Origin of the sequence: Pontiella sulfatireligans, from assembly GCF_900890705.1 — a bacterium.
GTDB classification, from domain to species: domain Bacteria; phylum Verrucomicrobiota; class Kiritimatiellia; order Kiritimatiellales; family Pontiellaceae; genus Pontiella; species Pontiella sulfatireligans.
Genome location: NZ_CAAHFH010000002.1, coordinates 371,088 through 389,906 on the forward strand (window position 1 = coordinate 371,088; position 18,819 = coordinate 389,906).

The following is an 18,819-nucleotide window of genomic DNA, read 5'->3' on the forward strand; positions in this document are numbered from 1 at the left end:
TATTGCGTATAAATTTTCCGTCACGCATCCTGCATGTTAATACGTAGTACGATTAAGCTTCGACTTCTTCGCCGTGGACCTTAATCAGATCATACTGCGTGGTGCGCTGCGCGGGCACCCAGCCGGCTTCGCGGATCAGGTGAACCACCAGATCCTCATCCACCTTGTAATCCACGCCGGTTGCGCTCACCACTTCTTCCGTCATCAGCACGCCGCCATAGTCGTCGGCGCCAAACTGGAGCGCCAGCTGCGATACATCCGGGCCTTCGGTCACCCAGCCGGCCTGAAGATGCGGCACGTTGTCGAGAATGATGCGCGCCATGGCAACGAGGCGGAGATAGTCGATTCCATTCTGCCGGCGCGGGCAATCGAGATCGGTCATATCCGGAGAAAAACTCCAGGGAATGAATGCGGTAAATCCACCGGTGCGATCCTGCAGATCGCGAACCTTCATAAAGTGCTCGATACGCTGTTCGTAGGTTTCGCCGAAGCCGTACACCATGGTTGCGGTTGTTTTCAGGCCGATGGAATGCGCGTCTTCCATCAGATGCAACCAAGCCTTGGAGCGGGTCTTTTTGGGACTGATCCGTTTACGAACTTCATCGTTGAGAATTTCAGCTCCTCCTCCCGGAAGGGATTGCAGCCCCGCATCTTTCAGACGTTGCAAACACTCTTTGATCGAGATGTGCTCCATCTTGGCCACAAATTCGATTTCAGTCGGCGAAAGGGAATGAATCCAGATATCCACATTATCGCGTATGCCGGAAAGGCATTTTTCGTAGTAGTCCAGTTTCAGATCCGGGTGCAGCCCGCCCTGAATCAGGATCTGGGTCGCTCCCTCTTCAGCCGCTGCTTTTACCTGCTCGACGATCTCCTCGGGGCTCTTTACGTAGGCATTGTCTTTTTCTTGCTTGGTATAGAACGCGCAGAATTTGCAATCCACCACACAGACATTGGTGGTATTCAGGTTCTTGTCGAAAACATACGTCGCCAGATCGCCGGGAACCGCTCGACGGCGGCAGATATCGGCCACGCGGCCGAGTTCCTGAAACGGAGCCTCGTCGTAGATGATCTGGGCATCGAAAGCATTGATCCGTTCGCCGGCTTCGACCCGGTCAAGAATGGTTTTCCAACGGCTGGAAACGGCGGGGACTGCCGGAATGGCGTCCACATCCGGCTGCCCATTGATCTGTTCATAAGCACTGTTGGTGAGCACCGGCGTATGGCCGTGGTTGATCAGGAATTCCCCCATCTCCTCGGCTGAGAAAAACTTTTGGCTCTGCGGTGCGCCGCCGGCCTTGGCGATGCGCTCGTCGAGGCTGGTTCCGCCGATGTCGTCGACGCCGCTGTGCGTCAGCACGCCGAGCAGCTTGCGGTCCATATAGTTGACGAGCATTCGCACATGCGGAAAGTTGTCGCAGTAGATGCGCGAGATGGCGGCCACACGCACCTGCCGGTCGCCGGACGGGGTGTATTGCACGCCAAGCGCCTTGCCGTTGGCCTGGAACGGCAGCGGAATAACCGCCTGGAAGCCGCCGGTTTCGTCCTGCTGCTGGCGCAGATGCGAAAGGTGGTCGATCAGGTGTTCGTCCTTTTCTATGTGCCCGAACAACATGGTGGCATTGGTTGGGATGCCCAGTTCATGGGCGGTCTTGTGCACATCGAGCCACTGCTGGGCGAGAATCTTGGTGGTGGCGATTTTTTTGCGGATATCCGGATGGAAGATTTCCGCGCCGCCGCCGGAGATGGAGCCGAAGCCGCAAGCCTTGAGGCGTTCGAGGCATTCGCGCACCGGAATGCCTGCATTGCCGGCAATCCAGTGGATTTCCACGGCGGTCATGCCCTGCAGCAGCACGCCGGGGAGCATTTCGCGGGATAGCGAGAACAGGTCCTCGTAATACTTCATGTCCAGCTCAGGAATCATGCCGCCGACGATGTGCAGATCGGTCAGGTTCCAGTTCTGCGCCTTTTCCAGGCTTTTGCGGGCATCGTCGAGCGAAGTGATGTAGGCATCGTCCGCACCCTCGGGGCGCCAGAACGAGCAGAGCTTGCATTTAACGACGCAGAGGTTGGTCGGGTTCAGGTTGTGGCTATGCACATAGTAGGTTTTGTTGCCGTGGCGCGCCCTGCGGATCGCATCCGCTCGCGCCATCAACTCGGCCGTCGGCATGTTCTGGAGCATGTCCAGCGCCTCGGCATCGGATATGCGTTTTTGGATAAAATCACTCATGAAATAAGACCTCTCGCTTAATTGGCGCTAATTTGGTATAGATTTACCTGAATTTCCACTTCAAAAGCGCAGAACCTGAATCCGCCGACAGGGTACGGCTTTGTTTATGGCTTGGGTATCTTGGTTTTTTTGCCGTACGAAGCGCCGTCTTCGGCCACACGCAACCGGGCAGGCTTTGGATTCAGATAAGAAACCTTGGAATATTGTTCAACCTCCAGCAGGATTTCGGGGGAAATACCAAGCCCTTCCACCAGCTTGCGGATCATGGTTTTGCTCAGCGCCCGCTTTCCCCTCAGCACCTCGGACACTTTGCTCGGCGAGCCGAGATACTGCACCATGTCGGCCTGCGTCAGCTTTTTCTGGTCCATGGCAAACTCAATGGCTTCAATCGGTGTGGGCAGGCCGATCGGGTAATGCTCCTTCTCGTACGATTCCACCAGCAGCCCCAGAAGTTCCAGTTCCTCTTCTTCCGGCGTTGCAGGCTCGGCATCCATCAACACCTCGACACGCTTCAGCATCGCTTCGTATTCCTCTTCGGTCTTTATGATTTTTGCTTTCATTAGATCGTCTCCGCATCAATCTTGTCATACTCCGCATGCGTTCCGATAAACCGGACGAACATAAATTTCGTGTTGTAGTGGATCTTCACCACAATCCGGTATTTGTTACCTTTAATATTGAACACGACCCGATTGCCCGGCAGCACATCCGCGGAGCTGTATTCTTTCTTTACGTCGGCAAAGCAGCACCACTGTGCCCTTTGAACAGTTTTGACCCACGCCTTCAGCACGAACTTGGCATCAGCGTGGTTCTCCCAGAACAATTTTATGGTTCCCAGCGTCAATAGCCTCATGCTCGACAGTCCTGTCTGTTAGAACGAAAAGAAGGATTCCCATTCTGGGAATTTTGTAAAGCAACAAATTCAATTCTTTCTCAAAAAAAAGTCGGCATTGGAGCACCAACCTACTCCTCGGCGGCGAAGATTTGGCCTTGGTGGATTTCGGCTTCAATCATTTGGATGCCGAGCTCTTTTTCGTAGCGTGCGGCGAGGCGGCCTTCCTGCTCCGTCATGAGCGAAAGGGCGTAGCCTTGTTCCCCTGCCCGTCCGCACCGGCCGACCCGATGGAGATAATCTTTGCTGCTCGATGGAACATCATAGTTGAAGATATGCGTCACGCCTTTGATGTCGAGCCCGCGGGCGGCGACGTCGGAGGCAATCAGAATGGAAACCTTGCCGGAGCGGATGTCGTCCATCGCCTTCTTGCGGGCAAGCTTGCCGTGCGTGCCATGAATATCGGCAACAGAAATCCCGTAGTGATGCATCTTGGAGGCCACCAGTTCAGCATCCTTGTTGCGGTGGACGAATACGATGGCGCGCTTGGGTTCGGTCGCCCGGATCAGCTTGCGCAGCAGATCGGCCTTGCTGCGTTCTTCGGCGTAAAAACAGAGGTGCTGGATATCCGCATTCACCTGATTCGCCGCCGCGGCAAGGTGCTTCATTTCCGGCGCAAGCTCGCCGGCAGTCGCAAAACTTTCCGGCTGCACTGTGGCTGATGCAAAAACCAGTTGCGGACGAAGCGGCAGAGTTTTCAAAATTTCATCTACGGTCTGCGCCGACTCCCCAAACAGCATCCGGTCGGCTTCGTCGATCACGACGGTGCCCACCTTGGGTACCTTGAGTTTTTTTGAGCGAATAAGTTCGAGAATGCGGCCGGAGGAGCCAATGACCAGCGGCGGCTTTTTCTTCAGCTTTTCAAGCTGGCGCTTGGTGCTCGCCCCGCCAATGAGCAAAAGCGACTTGATCGGCATCCCGGAGTTTTGCGCCAGACGCAGCGCCTGCTGATGGATCTGCGAGGCCAACTCGTGGGTCGGCGCCAGCACAATGGCCTGGGCATTGGGGATGGCGGGATCAATCTTTTGAAAGATGGGCAGCAGGTAGGCCAGCGTTTTTCCGGTTCCGGTTTGGGCGGAAACATAGGCATCGCTCCCTTCTAGCAAGGTCGGCAGCGCTTCGGCCTGAATCGGCATCGGCGTCGTGATGCCCTCTTTATCCAATGCACGGACGAGCGCGGGCGATATTCCAAGATCTGTAAAATTCATAACGATTCCAAATTTTGCATGTTCGTTCACCACCCCCTTCGCTGGACACACGGAAATCTTTGTTTCTCCGTGTCTCAGTGCCTCCGTGGTAAAAAGGTTGTGGTTGCGGCGTGTTTTAGGCGGAGGCGGCTAGTTTTTCGGATACCGCCACTTCGACCTCGATGGCGGTCGGGGTGGAGAAGCTAAACTCGACGCTCTCTGCGCCAAACGCCCGGCTGATGGATTCGAGCGTGGTTTTAGCCGATTTCTGCACCTCGGACTGGATATTGTTGATCAGCTCCAGCGCCTGCTTCTCAGCGTGCCCCTTGGCGGCGTCGACGAGCTTGTTTTTATCGTCCTCGGAGAAGCCGTCGCTAATAAACCCGTTGAGCAGGTCCGGCAAAAGCCAAGGCAGCAGCTTGGAGCCCTGCTCGTCGTAGAAGCGGATGTCGCGGATGTGCACTTCGTAGTCGCACGGCGGCATGGTGATGGAATAGGCGGCCTCGCCCGTTTCCTTGATTTCGAAAAGCGGACTTTGCAGGTTGAAACGGAAATCGATCTCGAACTCGAAAATCATCGCCATCTTTTTTCGGCTGAGCACCCAGCCGAGATAGCGGTTGCCGAACTCGCCCCAGGTGTGGTCGGTTTCGGTGACGATCTCTTTGGTGAGCACCTTGTAGACCGACAGCTGACCGATCGCCCGCAAACGCTCGATGCTCGAAAAAATACGGATCTCCTTGGCCGGCCGGTTCTTTTTCAGCTTAAGCCAAAACCAAAGCCCCCCGACCACGACCAACGCCACAACCATGCCGATTAAAAATTCATTCATCTCAATTACCTCATTTGCCTGAATGCTAAAGCGGGGCACCGCACAAGTACAGGCCATTTTCCGCAGGTTGAAAGCCGGTTCAAGTCGGCTTGTCCACGGGTTCGACCTCGAAATCAAGCACGAGCGGCAGATGGTCGGAAAGCCGCACATCGGGCATCCAGAACTTGTTCACCTTGATTTCCGGACTGTGCAGTATGAAGTCGAGGTACTTTTTAGGACGGTGGCTGGGATAGGAAGGCTGCATTTCGGTGTCGGCGTTCTGCAGGCCGCTCGCAGACATCAGCAGCTGGATCTCGGCCTCGCCCATGAAGGCATTGAAGTCGCCGGCGAGGATGTAGGGGCGCTTGGTTTTTTTGACGAGGTGGTAGAGGTGCAGAATCTGCTCCTGCCGGGCCTTGTAACTAAGCGCTAGGTGGACGAGGAAAATGGTGAATTTTTCAAGCTCCAGCTCGATGATCAGCTTTTTCATGCCGCGTTCGAAATAGTGGAACTTTTCACCAAGGATTTCATCTTTGGCTAAAAATGCATTGCCCTGCTTGTTGTAGATGGGGATGCGCTGCCAACGCGACTCAGCGCCGTATTTCGAGCAGTAGCAGTGAAAATGCCCCAGATCTTCGGCCATCTTTTCGACCTGGCTTTTCTGCCGGGCGCGGTAAGAGCCGTTGTCGACCTCGATCAATCCGATCACATCGGGATCGAGCGGCCGGATGAATTTGGTTATTTCTTCAAAGTGGTCGCGCGTGCGCCCGAGCATGCCCAGCAGCGGCAGCCGGCGCTGGTTGCCGTGGGTGGCGTAGCAAATGTTGTACAGCAAAAATCTCATGCCTCAAATCTATCCGGTTTAGTGCATTCCATACAACACTTGGCGCAACCTTTTACTTGTTCACGGGCATCGCCAACGTCTAGCATGGGTTTCATGGAAAGCACGTTCAACCTCACATCCTGGGTTGTCTTCAGCACCGCACTGCATATGCTGGCCTTCACCGGGGTCCTGCTGCATGCGCTGAAGCGGCGGCGCAACGCCAGCGCAACCATCCTGTGGATCTTCGTGGCCTGGTCGTTCCCGCTGATCGGCCCGATGCTCTACCTCTCCTTCGGCATCGACCGCATTCCAGCCAAAGGACTCGAAAAAAAGGCCGCCAACCAAACCATCATGAGCCAGCGCGAAAAGCGGCACGAAGACAGCAGCACCTTTGTGGCGTGGCATTTCGACTACCGGACCGCGCTCGACAAAATCGACGACAGCTATTCCCAGAAGCTCAACCGCTCCATCGACCCCCTGATCCGCGATCATCCCCTGCTCGACGGCAATACCATCACGCCGCTCGTCTGCGGCGATGAAGCCTATCCGCTCATGCTCCAAGCCATCCGCGCCGCAAAAAACCACATCCATTTGCAAAGCTACATCTTCCATCGCGACGACATCGGCCGCAAATTCCTCGACGAGCTCAAGACCAAGGCCGAAGCCGGCGTGAAGGTGCGCCTGATGTACGACCGCTTCGGCTCCACCCACGCCCTCCTCGGAGGCCTCTTCCGCCAATACCGCAACATTCCAAACCTCGAAATCTGCGGTTGGACCCAAGCCAACCCGCTTAAGCGCCAATTCCAGATCAACCTGCGCAACCACCGCAAAAACCTGGTGGTGGATGGCCATATCGGATTTTTCGGCGGCGTCAACATTGCCGACGAAAACACCACAGCCAAGGGGCGTAATGCCATCCGAGACTACCACTTCCGCGTTGAAGGCCCGCTCGTTCACGAACTCCAACTCTCCTTCCTGCGCGACTGGTTTTTCATGACCGAAGAGCCGATCGACCAGCTGCTCAATACCGCCCACTTCCCGCAAGTGCTCTCCATTGGCCCAGCGCGGGCGCGACTCATCGACAGCGGCCCGTCCGAGCCGCCGGACATCGCCAGCGAAACCTTCTTCAACGCCATCATCATGGCCCAGCATCAAGTCCTGATCGTCACCCCATACTTTGTCCCCACCACCGACCTGCTTCGTGCGCTCCGCTCCGCCGCCCACCGAGGCATCGACGTGCGCATCGTCGTTCCCGAAAAAAACAACCACCACTATGCCGGCATGGCCTCGAAGGCCCTATACGAAGAGCTGCTCGAGGCCGGCGTGCGCATCTACCACCGCAAACCACCTTTCATCCATGCCAAAGCCTTGGTGGCCGACGACGCCGTCGCACTCGTCGGCACCGCCAACCTCGACGTCCGCAGCCTGAAGCTCAACTACGAAACCACCGCTCTCATCGAAGACGAGGCCGCCGTTGGCAAGCTCAAGCTCATGATCCACGAAGACATGGACTGCAGCACCGAGATCCATCTCAACGAATGGCTCCAGCGCCCCTCCCTCCAAAAACTCGGTGAAAACCTCTGCGCCCTCATGACGCCGGTGCTCTAAAACCACGCCCTTTCAATTTGCCGCACCGAGACGGCGGCGATACGTACCGCACGTGATTGGAAGCGAATAGCACCTAATCTCCGCCTGCCAGCCCCGTCTTGTCTTCAGCCGCGCTGCAGCTGAGCAGGCGTTCCGTTCGTGCGAAACGCGGACGCCCCAAAATGGAGCGAAACGGCCCCCGCGGACGAGGACCGCTCCTCCCGGCCGCCTTCTACAAGATGCACGTCGAGATTCCGTATAAATTGGTAAAGCGTGCTCGCCCAAGTGAGGCCACGTTGCCGTGTCCAACTCGGCTCACGTGGCGAGCGCGCCATAGAGGGGCGCAGGCCTCTGCGCCCGGTCGGCGAGGTCGCCGACCCTCCACACCGTGGGGGCACCCGGCCTCCAGAAAAATGTAGGCCCGGTCCCTGACCAAGCGTTTCTCCTTCCATCGACCTTGCCTTGGCACCGGAATTTTTCGGGGCTTCGTAGACGATGGTTGCCATTCCCTTTGGTTGCTTTCGTTCCTCAAGCCTCGGTTGAGCTTCGCTCTCACTTCGTGTCGCGGCCAGCTCCGTTCAGGATGAACACTAAGGTACTTCTGTCCTATGCAATGGTGAGTCTGGACCAATAAGCCCACCCGAACGGAGCTGGAAGCTCCGTCTACGTTTGTTCCACCGGCTGAAGCAGGAACACCTTGTCCTGGCGGCGAGCCTTTTCGGGGAGGGCGAAGGTGACTTTGTCGTTTTTTACGGCTTTGTCGGCGGGCTGGCCGTCGACGCGCAGGTTTTCGACAACCGTTTGCACCGCGCCGGTGGTGGGGCCTTCAACGAGCAGCTCGCAACCGGGCAGCAGCTCCTGCTGCCAGAGGGTGAATTCAACGACGCCGATCTTGGCGAAAAAATTGGAGACGACGCCGAGCTCGATGCGCTTGTGCGTGGCCTGCGAATGGCCGGCGGCCGCCCACTCTCCCATTTTTTCGCCACAGTAGTAGCCGCCGTCCCAAAAGCCGCGGTTGAAGACGCTGGCGAGGCCGGCTTCCAAGGGCTGGAAGTTTTCGGGGGCGAAGGTTCCGTCGGCAACGGCGTCGAGGCCGGCACGGTAGGCTTTGGTGACGGTGCTGACATATTGCGCCGTACGGGCGCGCCCTTCGAGTTTGTAAACGGACACGCCGGCTTCGGCGAGTTTGTCGAGATGCGGCAGCGTACAGAGGTCTTTGGGCGACATGACATACTGGTTTTGTATTTCGAGTTCGTCGCCGGTTTCAACATCGACGAGGCGGTAGGCGCGACGGCAGTTTTGGAAGCAGGAGCCGCGGTTGGCGGACTGGTTGTAGCAACCGAGGCTCATGTTGCACTTGCCGGAGATCGCGACGCAGAGCGCGCCGTGGGCGAAGAGCTCGATCTGCACCAGCTCCCCTTTCGGGCCGCGGATGCCTTCCTCGCGGATCGCGTTTGAAATGACGGCAATCTGTTCGAGCGTCAGCTCGCGGGCGAGCACTATAACGTCGGCATAGCGACTGTAGAATTTCACCGCGCCGATATTGGAGACATTGGCCTGCACCGAAATATGAACATCAAGGCCGATGGAGCGGGCATATTCGATGGCGGAAATGTCGGACGCGATAATGGCGTCAATGTGGGTGGCTTTGGCGGCATCGCAGACCTCGCGCATGATGCCGAGCTCGGCGTCGTAGACGATAACGTTGAGCGCCAGATACGACTTCACGCCGCACCAGCGGCAGATGCGCGCAATGCGCCGCAGATCGCCGAGGCTGAACGGGCTGGCGGCGCGCGAGCGCATGTTGAGCTTGTCGACGCCGAAGTAGACCGAGTCCGCCCCGGCGCGGATCGCCGCCGAGAGCGAGGCATACGACCCCGCCGGCGCCATCAATTCAAATGTATTGGTCAGGTTTTCCATGGGCTGGAGACAATGGATAATGGAAGGGGGTTTGGCAAAATGATTTAAAGCAAAATGATTTCTGCGGGCTAAATCTAAGGCAGAATAATTTTGTGGCAAAATATTTTCCGATGCGACCGAGAAAAAAAATGGCTGACGCCTCGCTGCTGTCGCTCTGCGCCAGCCTGACACTTCGTGTCTGCCACCCAATTATTCTGCCAAAACCCTCGGTTAGTTCGGGAAAAGGATTGAAAAACCTACTGCCGAAAGGTATTTTTCAAAGCTTCCCGCTTCTATGCTGCAGGGGTGGCAACGGGATGGGGGCGAGAGCCCCGGTTAATAGTTATTCGTTAATAGTCATCAAGACGGCTGCGTGAGGTGCCTTGACTATTGACCAATAACAAACAACCAGTAACTGCGTGCTTTTGCGCTTAACCGGAGAGGAAATATGAAAAACGTTCCCATTGATAATGTCCGCAACTTCGCTCTAATGGGCCACACTGGTAGCGGAAAAACTTCGCTGATCGACAGTATCCTGTTTAAGCTAGGGCAGGTTGATCGCGTGGGTTCTCCGGAAAACGGCACCAGTGTGGCTGATTGGACAGAGGAAGAAAAAGCGCACGGAATCTCCATTTGGGCCAAGCCCTTTGACGGCGTCTACACCGCAGCGTCGCGCAAAATCCGTCGCCTTGTCATGATCGACACCCCCGGCTTCGCCGACTTTATCGGCCAGATGGTCGCCGCGGCGGAAATCACCGACGCCGCCCTCATCACCGTCGATGCCTCCTCCGGCATACAGGTTGGAACGCAGCGCGCTTGGAAGGCCTCCGAAAAACGCAACCTGCCGCGCGGCATCGCCATCACCTGCCTCGACAAAGACGACACCAGCTTTAGCAACACCTTAACGGAAATCAAGGAGCGCTGGGGCGAAGACCGTTGCGTGGCCATGGTGCTCCCGACTTCCGCCGGCAAGGCCATTGACATTCTCAACACCCCGACCGACCGGGTTCCGGACGAACTGAAAGACCGCGTCAAGGCCATCAAAGACCATTTGATTGAGCTCGCCGCTGAAACCGACGACACCTTGATGGAAAAATATTTCAACGGCGAAGAACTCACCGCCGACGAATTTTCAGAAGGCCTGCGCAAATCCGTGCACGACGCCCACCTGATTCCCGTCTTTGCCACATCGGTCAAAACCGACATGGGCATAAAGGAAACGATGGATTCCATCAGCCGCCTGTTCCCCTCCCCGCACGACTATCCTGTGAATTGCGCCAAAGGCAACGCAATCTCCGCCGAGGAGAAACAGCCCTTCTCCGGCCAAGTGTGGCGCTGCTACAACGACGCCTTCATCGGCCAGCTTACCTTTGTCCGCATCTACAGCGGCGTGCTCAAGCCCGGCATGGAAATCTATAACCCGACCAAGAACCAGAAGGAAAAAGTCAGCACCATCCTTTATGTGGACGGCAAGAAAACCACCGAGGCCGCCGAAGCCAAGGCCGGCGACATTATTGCGCTGACCAAGCTCAAGCACACCTACCTCAACGATTCGCTCTGCGCCCTCGGCAGCGAAATCCAGTTTGAGCCCATCGTCTTCCCCGCGCCCGTCATGGCCTACGCCGTCGAACCCAAGAACAAAGCGGATGCAGACAAGATTGGCCAGGCCCTCCACCGCGCCACCGACGAGGACCCCTCCACCAAGCTCATCCACGATTTTGAAACGCACGAGCTCGTCCTCTGGGGCATGGGCGACATGCACCTCGACGTGACCCTCGAGCACATCAGGAACCGCAGCAACGTGGAAATGACCCACCACACGCCAAAAGTGGCCTATAAGGAAACCATCACCGGCAACGGCGAAGGGCACTACAAACACAGGAAGCAGTCCGGCGGCCGCGGCCAATACGGCGAATGCTACATCCGCATCCGCCCGAAGGATCCGGCCGAAGAAAACTGGTTCATCAACAAACTCGTCGGCGGCGCGATTCCGGGCAACTTTGTTCCCGCCTGCGAAAAGGGCTTTACCGAAGGTCTGGATAAAGGCCCCTTGGTCGGCGCAAAAGTCATCAACGTTCAGGTCGAGCTCTACGACGGCTCCTACCACGACGTCGATTCGTCCGAAGTCGCGTTTAAGATTGCCAGCTCCCGGGCGTTGCATTTGGCCATCGAAGAATCCGCTCCCGTACTGCTGGAGCCGATCATGAACGTCAAGGTGATCGTGCCCGACCAGTTCATGGGCGACATCTCCGGCCTGCTCAACACCAAGCGCGGACGCATTCTCGGCATGGGGCCGGAAGACGGGCTCCAAGCCATTACGGCCGATGTGCCGCAGGCGGAAATGTTTAAGTTTTGCTCCGAGTTGCGCTCACTGACCAGCGGCCGCGGCTCCTTCGAGATGGACTTCAGCCGCTACGAACAGGTGCCAGCCCACCTCGCATCAAAAGTCATTGAGGAAGCAAAAGCATTGAAAGACAACTAAGGATTCAACACGTTCCTCTCCTTGGAACACGTGCGGGCAGGTCGGGAGGCCTGTCCGCTTTTTATTGGGTTCACAACCGGACTGCCAATTCCTTAAGGGTTGTTTTGCATGGGTTTCTATGCCTCCGGCCCTGCATGCGGGGCAGGCGAGCCGCCAACGCTTTTCCGTCTTGACCGCTTCCAACGGACTCTGGAGCCAGCAGTGATGCGTGTAGTGCGCAATGGAGCTAGAAGCTCCATCTACATTCGCTGCAAGCAGCGGAGCATTAAACACCCAAAGCTTCGCAAGCATGGCCACACAGAGGCACAAAAGGCACGAAAACGCAGCGGCTCAGGTCTTTGTGCTTGTTGACTTCGTCTCGCTTCGCGCGTGCCTTTTCGCGGCAATAATCCCTGCATTTATCCGCCGGATCCATAGTAACCGCTAAAAAACGAATATTTTGACGTCTGTTCCATTTGCGTCTTCGCACCTATGCGGACATTCATCTGCGGCGAAACCGCGCCGCACCAGGGAATATAAGCAAAAAGCATCTTCGTTATTTTTCCATCCCCGCTTTGCGACCTTTGCGCCCTTGTGTAAAACAATCCCGCAAAAACAGGGTTATGCAACGGCTTCTTGCCGGCCAAATTCTTCTTCTAAAACTGATAATTCTAAGTTTTGGGAGGAAAATCCTTCTCGTTTTTTGCGAATCTGAGCATTCTTCAAAAACTGACCCCTCGCCCCTGAAAATATTTTACAAATCAAAAAATCAGCACTAAATGACTGTATTTATGGGGGTTTTCACCAAAAAAAACACATCGCACCCACCTCAACAGCACCCGCTCATTTAACACAAAATTTATATTGGCACGGCAACTGCTATATATCATTCCGTCTGAACAATTAAGTTGAGGTGAGCTCAAGCAGACAAAAAACTAAAAGCAAATATTAATCCAACTGGAGAAAATAAAATGAAAAAAATGAACAAAAAAGGATTCACACTCGTAGAAATCATGATCGTAGTGGCCATCATCGGTCTGCTCGCAGCCATCGGCATCCCTTCCTTCCAGAAGGCCCGTGCCAACTCCATGGCTAAATCGGCAATCAACAACGTCCGTCTCGTTAACGCCGCGGTTGACCAATACGCCATGGATAAAGGCCTGGTTGATGATGGCACGGTTGCACAAACCGATTATGAGGAATATCTTAAGGGTGGCATGGCCGCAATGAAAGTTGGTAACGAAACCCCTACCTTTGGCGAAGCGACCGTTGGTACGGACTTCAACGCAACCAATGCATATCCGAATATCGATTTCTAATATGCCAATTTGAGCACTCACTCAAACCGAGTTGAACTCAAATTATGACACCCCGGCTTTTGCCGGGGTTTTTTTGTGCCTCCATTTGAACTTGAATCGCATTCTTCAACCCGCATTATCAAAACGTGCTAAATGGTTCTCAAAAAACGATGCTTGCCCGGATCGCCGTGATGGCGCTGTTCGTCCGGTTCGCCTACTTCCTGCAGCATCTATCCTCCCCTTTTTTTGCCCGCCCGTTTCTCGATCAAAAGTATTACGACCTCTGCGCCCGCCAGCTCGCCGGCGCGGGAGGCGACCTGATCGGTGGGTTCCGGCCGCTGCTCTACCCCTATTTCCTTTCGCTGTTCTATTCGCTTCATCTCGAAAGCGGCATGTTGCTCTCCATCATGGCACAACACATCATGGGTGTCGGCATGGCCGTGCTGGTGGCTTGGCTGGCCATGCGGTTCTTTGCCGACACAAAAGCGGGCCTCGTGGCCGGCCTGTTCTTTTGCCTCAGCGCCCCCCCGCTTTATTTTGAGGGCGAACTGCTCATTGCCACTTTGTTTTCCTGCCTTTTACTCGGCGTATGGACCTCCTTTTACCAAGCGTCGAAAAGCGCGTCACCACGCCAATCAGGCCTGCTCTGGCTCATCACCGGCGTAATCCTCGGGCTGGCGGCGCAGGCCCGTCCCAACGCCCTCCCCCTGATACTTGCCATCCCCGCGCTGTCTGCATTACGTTTGATCCGCTGTCCAAAACAAATTGCACAGGCTTCCACCCCTTTACTGGCTCTGGCCGGCCTGCTCGCCGTTCAAATCCTCTTTGGCGCATTGAACGCAAGGCACAGTGGCACCTTTTCCCTTATGACTCAGGCCGGTGGCATTAACTTTTATCTCGGGAACTCGCAAAGCGCCGACGGCATGATTCCCCGCCAAAGCAGCTATGTGGTTTACGACGGCGCCTATCGCGACCCCATCCAAGTAATGGCCGAACAAGGATATCAGGAAGCCATGGGAACCGAGGGCGCAATTTCCCAAGAAGCGGTCTCCAACTATTGGAAAACCAAAACGGTCGACCAAATCAAACAGGATCCCTTGCGCTGGCTCCACCTGATGCTCAAAAAAACGTGGCTTATGGTATGGAGCCACGAGGTGCCCAACAACCGCAGCTTGTCATTCACCGCAACCCATGAAACACCGCTGCTCCGATGGCTTCCGGTGCATTGGTGGCTGCTGGTGGCCTTGGCGCCATGGGGACTAGCGGCTCTCTTTAAAAAAGAGAAGCCGGAACTGCTGCTCTGGATCTGCAGCTTCTTCATGCTGTTTTCCGGCACTATCGTTCTCTTTTTCGTGAACAGCCGCTTTCGCATTCCCCTATGGCCGGGCATGGCCATTCTCGGCGGAGGAGGCGCCATCCACCTGTGGTCATCCCTCAAATCCCGTAAAATTCCATGGGCACTGGCTTCCTGCAGCCTTGTGCTTTTGATCCTGTCTTGCATCAATTGGTTTAGCATCCCCCCCGACCCCATCGAGGGCGATCACGCTTTCCGCGCCAAGGCCTACTACGCTCTCGGCCAATACGAAAAAGCGCTGGCCGACATTGAAACAACCCTGAAAACAACCCAAGAGAATCCCGGCTACCACCTGCAGCACGGCAACATCCTATTGGCGCTCAATAATAGCCAAGCGGCGCTGCAAGCCTACTTTAAAGCCCTTGCGCTGAATGCCAGCGATCCCGCGCTCCACAACAACATGGGCATCGCCTTTGAAAACGCGGGCGAAACAGAAAAGGCTTTGACCGCCTATCGCCAGGCTCTGGCATTAAGCCCTAATTTCCATTCCGCATCGGTCAACCTGCTTATGCTGGCTGTTCAGGAAAGCGAATTGAACCTTGCCCAGCAAACATGGAACAGCCTGTCTCCGAAATTCGCTCAAACCCAAAGAATGCAGTGCATCCATGCCATGCTCCGCTACCGGGAAACCGACGAGGCCTCCTACCTTGAAGAGGCCCGGCGGATCGACCCCGAACTTGCGGCACAAGTGCTAAAATAATTTCCGAAGAAGTCGTTCCAGTCATCCAGCAATCCATTCGCAATCAGGAAGATTGCTGGTTCTTTTACACTCCACTCGATTTGGATTGCCTTGTATTCAATCAAAACTATAGTAATTGCATATGTTGTCACAAAAAAACGTCCTGACCTTGGCCTGCTGCTTGGCTTTGCTGATTGCCTCCGCCTTCTACATTCTTTTCTGCGCCGCCGGGGACGGGATTCCGGCCAGCCCCGAGCCCGACCAGACGATCTATCTGCAGTATGCGCGCAACATTGCGCTGGGACAGCCCTATGTCTTTTCGGCCGGCGACGCCCCCTCGACCGGCAGCACGACGCACCTCTACCCTTTTATTCTGGCGGCCTTCTATAAACTCGGTGCCGCCGATGACGCTCTGTTCACCGCCAGCTTTGCGCTCAACAGCCTGATCTATCTTGCCATTGGACTCCTATGCTGGCTTGCAGCCAAAAAGCTTTATCCGAAAATTGCAACGCTCGTGCTCTTCACAGCGCTGGTCAGCGGCCATACCGTGGCCGCCGTGTTCAGCCAAACCGATGTCGGCTTTTTCGCCCTGCTCGCGCTGGCCGCCATTACGGCCACGCTCTACGACAAAAAATGGCTGATGCTCGCCATGATCATTCTGTGCGCCGTCACTCGTCCGGAAGGCGCCATATTTTCGATGGCCTATCTAGCAACGGGGACGGCGGGCTTGGCCTTCGGCGGAAAATTCGAGACCGCTCCAGGATCTAAATCGCAGTCGAAATGGTTTCTGGTCTGCGCATTCGCCGGTTTGGCCGCTTTTGCCTCCACCCTTTTGATCAACCACCTGCTGACCGGACACACCATGTTCATGTCGGTGGCGAACAAAGGCTACTTCAAGCAATACCCGTTCTTTGGCGCCATAGAGCAAACCCTGTTCGATTTAATGTCGCTCCTCAAAGGCTTTCTCTTCGGACTGCCGAACAGCGGGGGGCGTCAATTCTACCATGTTCCGCTAGTCGCCGGCTTTCTTGGCATTGCGGGCATCCTGCTATATCCCCGCAAAGACAAAAAAATACGGCTGTGCGAATTCTGGATCCTGCTCTGCATTGCCGGCTCTTTGGCCACTGTGGCCGCGAGCTCATGGCAGGGCATTTCGTACGACCGTTATCTGGCTTGGGTTTTCCCCGTTTGGACCTGGTACATCCTCATCGGCGCATTCCAGCTCAACCTTCGGCAAAACTCACGCTTCTTCCTCCCCGTCTGCTGCACCTTGATCATCGGATACCAATTGATTTCGCTGACCTTTGTCTTTTCTCACAAATTCAGTACGACGACTTCGCTGAACCAACAGAAAAACTTTGCAAAAAAAATCGACAAGCTGCTGCCTCCCGAGGCACGCCTTGGCTCGATGGTTGGAGGAAGCGGCATCCTCTACTATATCCCTGAGCACAAGCTCTACAACCTCCTTGGCATTCTTTCGCCTGACTTTTTCGACGCCGACTTCAGCAACGACCCCGCCCGCATCATCGACCGTCTTAAACACCGCCCCGAACTTCGTTTTGAATATTGGCTAGGCTACAGCAAACGCGAGATTGCCAGAAAATGGGCGCAGCCTTTAATGGGGAACGCCATACTCATCGATACGGATACCGCCTTGAGCAATCCCCGGGCGCTTGCCGTCTATCCAGCCAAGTGGGAGGCCCTCGATGGCGGCGAAACTCCGGTACTCATCGGTGAACAGCTCAAAGGCCTGCAGCTGATCGACTCCCTCGATATCGGCTACTGTCCGCATGAGCGCGCACATAGCTACACAGAATATTCGCGCCTTAAAAACACCATCATCAATCTGTGCACCAAGTACGCTAAGCTGGACGACAAACCGTATTCCGAGGTGGGCCGCATCATCATGGGCAGCGAGTCATTCACCATTCACAATACCATTCCCGGAAAGCCTGTCCGCATGGTGTTGCGCTCCTCACGGTCCGCCGCTGGAAAATGTTTCGTCGGACGGCAAACCTCCTCCATCGAGCATCTTGAAATGAACAATCCCCTCACCCTCGGAATATATATAGACGACGTTGCTGCGGCGTGGCCGACGGTATCGATCCCCAATGCAGAGTTTCAGGAAGTGGTTTTAGATATTCCCGCCGCGTTTGTGACAGGCACCGAACTTGACGTCGAAATTGCCGGCGACCACATCTCCTACGCCTATTGGTTTTATCAATGATGCCAAAATCCAAGTGGAAAAGGGGTCAGAAAAGGGGTCAGAACGCTTTTTTCATCATTTTTTGCCTTGCGCCATCCAGCGTCCAGACGTAAATTCCCGGCATGGCAAGGAAACCGAGAATAGAATATGCGGGGGCGGTTTATCATGTGATGAGCCGGGGGGACCGCCAAAACAATATTTTCCGGGATGACCGGGACCGGGAACTGTTTCTGGATACCCTCTCAGGAAAAGGGGTCAGAACGCTTTTTTCATCATTTTTTGCCTTGCGCCATCCAGCGTCCAGACGTAAATTCCCGGCATGGCAAGGAAACCGAGAATAGAATATGCGGGGGCGGTTTATCATGTGATGAGCCGGGGGGACCGCCAAAACAATATTTTCCGGGATGACCGGGACCGGGAACTGTTTCTGGATACCCTCTCAGAGGCTTGCGGGCGCCAGGGATGGCTGATCCATGCGTATGTGCTGATGGACAACCACTACCACCTTCTGCTGGAGACCCCCGCACCGAATCTCGTGGTGGGCATGAAATGGCTTCAGGGAACATACACGCAACGCTTCAACAGCCGGCACAAGGAGTGGGGGCACTTGTTTCAAGGGCGCTACAAGGCGCTCGTGCTTCAGTCGAACCAGGGAGACTACTTCCCGACCGTTGCGACCTACATCCACCTAAACCCCGTGCGGGCCAAGCTGCTCGATTTCAGCAAGCACGCCTTGACCGAATACCGCTGGAGCAGCTTCCTGCTGTATTTTGATGCGGCGAAGCGACCGGACTGGCTATGCGTGGAGAAGGTGCTCGGGTGCTATCAACTGCTGGACTCCCAATCCGGGTTGGGGAAATTTTCCGAAATGATGAAGAAGCGAACGCTTGAAGTCCTATACAGCGACAACCCGATGGAGTGCGATGAACAATGGAAGAAGATCCGGCGCGGCTGGTGCTTGGGCGACCAGGAATTCCGCGAGGAAATGAATGCATTTGCAGACGAACGCATCAGCCGTTTTGACCGGCGGTCCTATCTGGGGGAAGCAGCTGCCGGACATGATGAACTTGAGGCCCAGCGCTTGTTTTCTTTCGGCCTTGAGGCTTTAGGCCTTACGGAGGATGATTTGCCCGCACTCAGAAAGAATGACCCTCGAAAGAAAGTCATGGCTTGGCTTATCCGGAAAAACACCAGCGTTATGAACGACTGGATTTGCTCGAAACTTGTCATGGGCCGGGCTTCAAATCTATCCCGCAATGTCAACGATGTGCAGCATGCCGATGATCCAACTATCATCAAGATGCGGAAAATGATGAAAAAAGCGTTCTGACCCCTCAGCAGGCTGACCCCTCCTGTGCGTTCATTCCGATCCGATGCTACCGCCGAGAACGAAGT

General features: G+C 55.5%; 13 protein-coding genes. 6 read left to right on the forward strand and 7 right to left on the reverse strand.

Features of this window, described 5'->3' with window-relative positions:
- Positions 1–52: 52 nt before the first annotated feature.
- The 6 genes from mqnC to SCARR_RS14545 form a co-directional block, all read right to left on the reverse strand.
- Complete coding sequence (gene mqnC, locus SCARR_RS14520) at positions 53–2,230, reverse strand: cyclic dehypoxanthinyl futalosine synthase (protein ID WP_136062400.1); 2,178 nt, start codon at positions 2,228–2,230, stop codon at positions 53–55.
- Positions 2,231–2,334: 104 nt separating this feature from the next.
- The gene (locus SCARR_RS14525; RefSeq protein WP_136062401.1) at positions 2,335–2,790 is read right to left on the reverse strand and encodes a helix-turn-helix domain-containing protein; all 456 of its coding nucleotides are present in this window, start codon (positions 2,788–2,790) and stop codon (positions 2,335–2,337) included.
- Positions 2,790–3,083, reverse strand: a complete 294-nt coding sequence (locus SCARR_RS14530) for a type II toxin-antitoxin system HigB family toxin (RefSeq protein WP_136062402.1) — start codon at positions 3,081–3,083, stop codon at positions 2,790–2,792. Before SCARR_RS14530 ends, SCARR_RS14525 begins: the two co-directional genes overlap by 1 nt.
- A 110-nt stretch (positions 3,084–3,193) precedes the next feature.
- Positions 3,194–4,330, reverse strand: a complete 1,137-nt coding sequence (locus tag SCARR_RS14535; RefSeq protein ID WP_136062403.1) for a DEAD/DEAH box helicase — start codon at positions 4,328–4,330, stop codon at positions 3,194–3,196.
- A 115-nt stretch (positions 4,331–4,445) separates the two neighbouring features.
- Positions 4,446–5,138, reverse strand: coding sequence for a DUF4230 domain-containing protein (locus tag SCARR_RS14540; RefSeq protein ID WP_168433322.1), 693 nt, complete (start codon positions 5,136–5,138; stop codon positions 4,446–4,448).
- Between the two features lie 79 nt (positions 5,139–5,217).
- Positions 5,218–5,961, reverse strand: a complete 744-nt coding sequence (locus SCARR_RS14545) for an endonuclease/exonuclease/phosphatase family protein (protein WP_136062405.1) — start codon at positions 5,959–5,961, stop codon at positions 5,218–5,220.
- Between the two features lie 93 nt (positions 5,962–6,054).
- Here SCARR_RS14545 and cls point away from each other — a divergent pair, with 93 nt between their 5' ends.
- Entirely contained in the window at positions 6,055–7,548 is a 1,494-nt protein-coding gene (gene cls, locus SCARR_RS14550; protein ID WP_168433323.1) for a cardiolipin synthase, read from the forward strand.
- 642 nt (positions 7,549–8,190) lie between these two features.
- Here the strand turns inward: cls and SCARR_RS14555 are convergent.
- The gene (locus SCARR_RS14555; RefSeq protein WP_222846329.1) at positions 8,191–9,447 is read right to left on the reverse strand and encodes a peptidase U32 family protein; all 1,257 of its coding nucleotides are present in this window, start codon (positions 9,445–9,447) and stop codon (positions 8,191–8,193) included.
- A 427-nt stretch (positions 9,448–9,874) separates the two neighbouring features.
- On the opposite strand from SCARR_RS14555, the gene SCARR_RS14560 reads away from it, so the two are divergent.
- The 5 genes from SCARR_RS14560 to SCARR_RS14580 all read left to right on the forward strand — a co-directional run bounded on the left by SCARR_RS14560 (position 9,875) and on the right by SCARR_RS14580 (position 18,754).
- Complete coding sequence (locus SCARR_RS14560) at positions 9,875–11,908, forward strand: elongation factor G (protein WP_136062407.1); 2,034 nt, start codon at positions 9,875–9,877, stop codon at positions 11,906–11,908.
- Positions 11,909–12,858: 950 nt separating this feature from the next.
- Positions 12,859–13,206, forward strand: coding sequence for a type II secretion system protein (locus SCARR_RS29100; protein ID WP_136062408.1), 348 nt, complete (start codon positions 12,859–12,861; stop codon positions 13,204–13,206).
- 170 nt (positions 13,207–13,376) lie between these two features.
- The gene (locus tag SCARR_RS14570; protein WP_168433324.1) at positions 13,377–15,239 is read left to right on the forward strand and encodes a tetratricopeptide repeat protein; all 1,863 of its coding nucleotides are present in this window, start codon (positions 13,377–13,379) and stop codon (positions 15,237–15,239) included.
- 121 nt (positions 15,240–15,360) lie between these two features.
- Positions 15,361–17,445, forward strand: coding sequence for a hypothetical protein (locus tag SCARR_RS14575; protein WP_136062410.1), 2,085 nt, complete (start codon positions 15,361–15,363; stop codon positions 17,443–17,445).
- 298 nt (positions 17,446–17,743) lie between these two features.
- Positions 17,744–18,754, forward strand: coding sequence for a transposase (locus SCARR_RS14580; protein ID WP_136062411.1), 1,011 nt, complete (start codon positions 17,744–17,746; stop codon positions 18,752–18,754).
- The last annotated feature ends 65 nt before the right edge of the window (positions 18,755–18,819 follow it).